Raw genomic sequence first — 6,831 nt, 5'->3', positions numbered from 1 at the left:
GACCAGCTCGTTATAAGCGGTCGCGGACTGGTTGACTTCGACGATGGCAAACTTGGTGGGGCCCCAACCGATGGCGGGTTTGCCGGGAGCTGCCGCATAAGCGGCGGAGGAGGCGAGCAGGGTGCCGACCATCATGGCCAGCAGCGCGGGTTTTGGACTTAGCATATTGCTTTCCTTTTCGTTATTGGAAAAACGAAAGGGCAACGCAACACGACAGGTGACACAAAAACGGCCACCCCTTGGCAAAGGCAGCCTGCATTCTACTGTGGTGGCCCCGCTATCCTAGGTCGTCTTGACCCTTAGACCGGAAGCTTTGCGTCCCGACTTTTCAATCGGTTTGCCCTTGTCACAACGTTATTTCTGGCGATAAATAATCGCCGATTGACTGTAGGGTAATTCTGATAAGTAAGCAAATCGGACCATTGCCAGCCCACCAGTTACCAACCCCGACAATTACCCACTTTCAAGAAATTAATGTTTAAAAAACAGACGGATATGCAGACCTAATCTCATCACCTCCAACCAGATACCTCACACCATTTTTTTGATCTGCATCACACCAAATTTAGAAAAATCAATGAGTAAGAACAATATGCGACAAAAGACCCATCTGTATCGCAACTAATGAATTTATAATCGCCGCTTTGCATGGCCAGCAGGTGTCTTCATGCCCAGCGAATTGCCCTCACGCACCCGGTTATCCAGATACGACAAATTTGTTCGTTTGACGATTTATGCCTTGCCACTGGCCGGGATGATCTGGCTTATCAACAGCCTCAATGGCTGGCAAAGGGCGCCGCTTGCCAGCACCTTGCTAGTCCAGAGCTACCTTATCTGCACCTTCTGGCTCTATCGCCACTACCGCTACCATCTGCACCGCCAGTGGCAGCATCTGAGTGAGGCGCTCAAGATCAACGAAACCACCGCCGAACTGGCCCGCAACTCGGCGCAATACCAGACCGAAGAGGCCTTTCTGGAGGATCTGCTCAGACGAGCCGTGATGTTGATCCCGGGAGCCGAGATGGGCTGCCTGATCAAGCTGCAGCCGGGCACAGGCATGTTGAGATATGAAGCCGCCATCGGCATGGATTTGGTGAAACTGCGGCGGATCAATCTGCCGCTGGAGCACACCTTTCAGTACAAGCTGACTCAGGGGCGCTGCAACAAAACACTGCTGATCAACGACCTGTCGAAGATAAATGCCACCATGCCCCTGTCCGAACAGGACAGAGAGCTGCTGGTCAACTGCACCAACCTGCCCATCCAGGCCACGCTGGCGACCCCGATCCATATCGATGGTCAGCTCTACGGCATGATCAATATGGACAGCAGCAAACGTAATGCCTTTACCCGCTACGACAGCCACCTGATGGCGATCCTGGCGCGGGATATTCGCCACGCCATCACCATCTATCAGCAGTCCCGCCGCATCTATCAGCTGGCCAATACCGACCAGCTGACCGGGCTCGCCAATCGCCAGCAATTCGAACTCGCTCTGCAGGGGCAGCCAGAAGGCACCCTTCTGCTGATCGACATGGATAATCTCAAGCAGCTCAATGACAGCAGTGGTCATTTGGCGGGTGATCAGGCCCTGCGCCTTATCGCAGATGGCATACGCCAGCACTTCGGTCAGGGGGTGATTGCCGCCCGCTTCGGCGGGGATGAGTTTGTGCTGCTCACCACTCTGACACCGACCGAGCTGCAACAGGCGATGGCCAGGCTGACCACCATGCTGGCCAGCGCCTCTCCGACTATCTCGTGCAGCATGGGGATAGCACCCTATCGCGGCGAATTTGCCGCCGCGTTTGCCAGGGCCGATGCCGACATGTACCAACACAAGCGCTACCACAAAGAGCAGCGTGCGGCACAGATGCCAGCTATCGGGGAGAACATTAATCACTAGGCAGGAGTGAGCACTTTGCAGGGACACGAGAGAAGCTGGGGGAAACCGGTTGGCAGGCCCGCCAAGATTTGGCTAAGCGGGGGAAAAAACGGGGCATGACCGGCATGCCCCGCCACCATTCAATGCTTATTTACAGCTGGCGGCCCCCACATCCTGCCAGACGTCGTGTTTGCCGGGCTCATTACCCTTGGTCCAGTACTGCGCCTTCCACTGACGGCCGTTATGGGTGGTGAGCTCGCCACCGTTGTAGGCTACATTGGCATCCCAACCCAGTTGCACCTTGCTCACCAGCAACCACTGATCCGCGGTGCGGCTCGGCTCGTTGCCCTGGGTCCAGTACTTGGCCTGCCACACCAGCTGGTTGTGGCTCACCTTGTCGCCGCTGTTATAGGTGCTGGCCGCTTTCCAGACTGGCCAATTGACCGCATCCGGATCGGTCGCCGTGCAACCACCGCCGCTGCTGGCCGGTTTGACCGTCAGACGGGTTGCCGCACTGGCATCCAGCCCGCCGTCAGAGACGGTGACGCTCAGGTCATAGCCGGTGTCGCTGGTTACGCTCGGGCCGGTGACCACCAGAGTGGCGCTGTTCTGACCCGTTGCGGTGATGCCTGCCGGCACACTCCACTGATAAGTCAACGGATCACCGTTCGGATCAGAGGCGGTCGCCTTGATGGTCACCTGCTTGCCCGCCTCCACAGAGGCCGTGGCAGGTAGACTCACCACCGGCGCCAGATTGGCCTGCGGCGCCTTGTTGGTGACAACAACCTGATCCTTGGCACTCAACTGCTGGTCATCGGTCACTGTCAGCTCGAACACCAGATTGATGTCGGCAGTCACCGCATCGAGTACAACGCGGGCCTTGGCCTGAGTGGCATCAAGCAAGCCAGCCTGCGGCCCGGAGATCTGCTTCCAGCTGTAGCTGAGCGCGCTGTTTTCCGGATCGTGGGAGGCCGACCCATCCAGCGTCACCTCGGTCGGGCCGGTCACCTTGAGGTCACTGCCTGCATTGGCCAGCGGCGGCTTGTTGGCGGGTGGAGTCGTCCCCTCGCCGTGGCCCAACCCCTCGTGCATGGCGTTGAGGATGTCACCGTTGTCGGCATCGATCTCCCAGGAGAAGAGGCCACCGAGCTTGTTGGCCAGCACATACTGCCCCTTGGCCTTGACCGAGCGCTCGTTGTCATAGGTGATGAGGTCGCCGGTCGCCGCCTTGAAAAGATAGGGCGCCTCGGCCACCTCGTCATAGCCCTTCTCCCAGCCCGCCCCCATCCGGTTGTTGACGATGTCGCGGTAATCCACCACCCCGTCCTCCCAGGTGCCTTTCACCTTGCCGGTCGCCTTGCCGGTGAAGGGGTTGTTGCCCTGATAACCGCTCACGCCAGTCCAGCCACGGCCATACATGGCGGCCCCGACCACCAGCTTGCCCGGTTCAACCCCCTGCGCCAGCAGCTGATTCACCGCCTTGTCGGTGGTGTACTTGGTATCGGGGTCCCAGCTCGCCGGATAGAGGTTGGTCTGGTGACCCAGCTCGGTGTTGCTCCATGCGCCGTTGTAGTCGTAGGTCATCATGAAGATGTGATCCATGTAGGGCTGGGCCGCCTTGTAGTCCACATCCTGGATCTTGTCGCCCCCTGCCCCGATGGCCGAGGTGAGCTCATACTGGCGACCAGTCTCGGCCTCCAGCTCGTCGAGCATGGCCCGCAGCTCCTTCATCAGGGCCACATAGGTGGCACCATCACTCGGGCTACCCAGTTTCGGGTTGGCCCCCTGGCCGCCCGGGTACTCCCAGTCAATATCCACACCATCGAAGAACTTCCAGGTCTGCAGGAACTCTTTCACCGAGCCGACAAACACGTCACGCTTGGTTTTGTCACCGAGGAAGTAGAAGGGGTCGGAGAGGGTCCAACCGCCGACCGAGGGGAGGATCTTGAGGTTCGGATAGGCCTGCTTGAGCGCCATCAGGGCGCCAAAGTTGCCCTTGTAGGGCTCGTCATGGGCGGTGAGGTTGCCTTGCGGCATCTGGATGGCGGCCCAGGGATCGTGCATCGCCACCTTGAAGTCGGCCCGGCCTGCGCACGCCCGTTGCAACGCCTGGAAGCTCCCTTCGATCTCCTTGAGGCTGTCGTTGAGGCCATCCCCGCCGCAGATGGGGGTGAAACCATAGAGGATATGGGTCAGGTTCTGGGCCGGGATCTTGTCCACCGTAAACTTGCGGCCATAGACCCCCCACTCCACATAGTAAGTCCCCACCACCTTGCCGGACTTGTTGGCGTAGGGCTTGTTGTTCTCCTGCAGCGGCGCCTTAAGTGGCGCCAGATGGCTACCATCGGTATCGGCGACCACGATCTCCTTGGCATCAGAGAGGGTACAGCCATCGGCGTTGCACAGCGCCACCTGCATCTGGTAGCGCCCCCCTTTCTTCACCTTGAATTTGGCGCTGCCCGCTGCGGCCGAGGGGCCGGACCACACCTCCTGACCATTGAGCAGTACCTTGGCACTCTGGCCCAGATCGCCGCTCCAGAGGTTCCAGTTCACCTCCACATCGGCGGCATCCTTTACCTTGACCAGATTGTTGTAGGCAGTGGCCGCCTGATCGACTTCAACGATGGAAAACTTGGTGGGGCCCCATCCGATGGTCGGCTTGCCGGGCGCCGCAGCATAAGCGGACGAGGCGCAGCACAGACCGACCGCGAAGGCCAGCATGGTAGGCTTTGGACTTAGCATTTTTTATATTTCCCTATTTCGTTATGTTGGCAACGAAAAGGGCTACGCCCTGACAGGTAACGCAGACGGCAGTGCGGCCTCTTGGCAAAGGTGCACAACAACCTGTGGTGGCCCCGCTATCTCAAGTACGGCTCATCCCTGGACCGGAAGCTTTGCGTCCCGATCTTGCGATCGGTTTGCCCTTCGGTTACTTCATTTGCGATGCAAAAAATCGCATCCCGACTATAGAGTGAGCCAATCCGGTCTGCCACTGTCGGCGTTCACCGACAGTGGCAAGCAAATACTTTAACTGGCGGCGATTGAGCAGAAAGATGAAGAGATCTTCGCCAATAAATCTCTGTTTTCGGCATTGATTCATGACCACGGGCCACGGGATCATTGCGCGGTTTTGTGAGCCGGTTCACGGCTAACCGCCCCGGCTGCGACTAGCGCAGCAGCAGGCTGTTCATCAGGGCCCGCAGTTTGAGCGGTTTGACCGGTTTGCTGATGTAGCCATATCCCCGCTCGCGGATCTGCGCCTGCAGCTCGCTCTTGCGATCGGCACTGATGATGATGCCTCCCAGCTCGTCGCCACACACCTGTTGCAGCACAGCGAGCGCCTCCAACCCGGTCTTGCCATCGTCGAGGTGGTAATCGGAGAGCACTAGCCGTGGCACAAACCCCTCTGCTATCAGCGCCTCGGCTTCGGCCAGATCAACGGCGCAGCGCACCTCGCAGCCCCAACGGCCGAGCAGGGTGCTCATGGCGGTCAGAATGTCCCGCTCGTTGTCGATACAGAGCACGGCTACACCTTCCAGCTGGCTGTCACGCACCACCGGCGCCGCCAGATGATGGGCCGTGACCGGCCGGGTTGCCAGATTGAGGGTCACCGCAAAGACCGACCCCTTGCCCGGCCAGCTTTGTAATGTGAGCTGATGACCGAGCACCAGCGAGATGCCGCGGGCGATGGCGAGCCCCAGACCCAGCCCCTGCTCCTTGGCGGTGCGGGAGTGATCGAGGCGGGAGAACTCGTCAAAAATAGCCTCCTGCTTGTCCTGCGGGATGCCGGGGCCGTTGTCCCATACCTCGATGCGGATCTTCTCCCCCATCCGGCGACAACCAAGCAGCACCCTGCCGCCCGGGTTGTAGCGAAACGCATTGGTCAGGAAGTTCTGCAGCACCCGGCGCAGCAGCCGCACATCGCTGTGCACCGCGTGCTTGCTCTCCACCACCGAGAAGTGGATCCCCCCCGCCTGCGCCAACACGCCAAACTCAGCCTTGAGGTTGTCGAGCAGATCGCGCAGGGCAAAGTCGAGCTTCTTGGCTTTGAACTTGCCCGCTTCGAGCCGCGAGATATCGAGCAGATCGGTGATGAGATCCTCGGTCGCCCCCAGCGCATCGTCGATATGGCGGGCGATGCGCGCCTGCTCGCCAGCATCGGGCAACATCTCCAGCAGGGAGGAGGTAAACAGCTTGGCGGCATTGAGGGGCTGGGTCAGATCGTGGCTGACCGCCGCCAGAAAACGGCTCTTGGATTGATTGGCCCGCTCCACCTGCTGGTTCACCAGCAGCAGTTGGCGGTTGAGTTCGGAGAGCTCACGGGTGCGCTCGGCCACCCGCGCCTCCAGATGTTCGTTCGCTTCGCGCAACACCCGCTCCGCATCGCGAAACGGCGTGATGTCGGTAAAGGTCATGACGAAACCACCGGCGGGCATGGGGTTGCCCTGCATCTCGATCACCCGCCCGTCCGGGCGCTCCCGCGCCGAGATATGGGCGCTGCCGCGCTTCATAAAGGCAACCCGCCGCGCCACGTGATCCTCGATATCACCGGGGCCACAGAGCCCCTGCTGGGCGTTGTAGCGGATGATCTCCTCGATGGGACGCCCTGCCTGAATAAGCCCCGGCGGATAGTGGAACAGCTCGATGTAGCGGCGGTTCCAGGCCACCAGCCTAAGCTCCCTGTCCACCACCGAGATCCCCTGCCCGATATGCTCGATCGCCCCCTGCAGCAGGCCGCGGTTGAAACGAAACACGTCGGAGGCCTCATCCACTATGGTGGCGATCTCCTCGAGCTGCATGTTGCGCCCCTGCAGGGCCGAGGCGAGCACCAACCGGGCCGACGAGGTACCAAACACCCCCGCCAGCAGCCGCTCGGTGTGGGCAATCAGCTCGGCCGAGGCCTGCATCTGGGGCGCCAGGGTGCCACCCCGCTCACCAGCGAAGCGGCC

Annotated in this window: 4 protein-coding genes and 2 riboswitches; of the genes, 1 reads left to right on the top strand and 3 read right to left on the bottom strand. The window is 60.3% G+C overall.

The window, feature by feature from the left end; genetic code table 11:
* On the bottom strand, window positions 1-132 hold a 132-nt coding region (locus AB5Y92_RS16490; RefSeq protein ID WP_368227169.1), incomplete at its 3' end, for a chitinase N-terminal domain-containing protein.
* Between the two features lie 132 nt (window positions 133-264).
* A riboswitch (cyclic di-GMP riboswitch) is annotated at window positions 265-352 on the bottom strand.
* A 315-nt stretch (window positions 353-667) separates the two neighbouring features.
* Between AB5Y92_RS16490 and AB5Y92_RS16485 the strand changes: the two genes are divergently transcribed.
* The gene (locus AB5Y92_RS16485) at window positions 668-1,903 is read left to right on the top strand and encodes a diguanylate cyclase (protein ID WP_368227168.1); all 1,236 of its coding nucleotides are present in this window, start codon (window positions 668-670) and stop codon (window positions 1,901-1,903) included.
* Window positions 1,904-2,029: 126 nt separating this feature from the next.
* Here AB5Y92_RS16485 and AB5Y92_RS16480 read toward each other — a convergent pair whose 3' ends face one another.
* Entirely contained in the window at window positions 2,030-4,624 is a 2,595-nt protein-coding gene (locus AB5Y92_RS16480) for a glycosyl hydrolase family 18 protein (protein ID WP_368227167.1), read from the bottom strand.
* A 103-nt stretch (window positions 4,625-4,727) separates the two neighbouring features.
* Window positions 4,728-4,815: riboswitch (cyclic di-GMP riboswitch) on the bottom strand.
* Window positions 4,816-5,049: 234 nt separating this feature from the next.
* On the bottom strand, window positions 5,050-6,831 hold a 1,782-nt coding region (locus AB5Y92_RS16475), incomplete at its 5' end, for a NahK/ErcS family hybrid sensor histidine kinase/response regulator (protein WP_368227166.1).

Source organism: Aeromonas sp. R1-1, assembly GCF_040908495.1.
Classification (GTDB): Bacteria; Pseudomonadota; Gammaproteobacteria; order Enterobacterales; family Aeromonadaceae; genus Aeromonas; species Aeromonas veronii.
The sequence above is the reverse complement of the archived record's forward strand: the minus strand, read 5'-3'. Positions and strand labels throughout refer to the sequence as shown.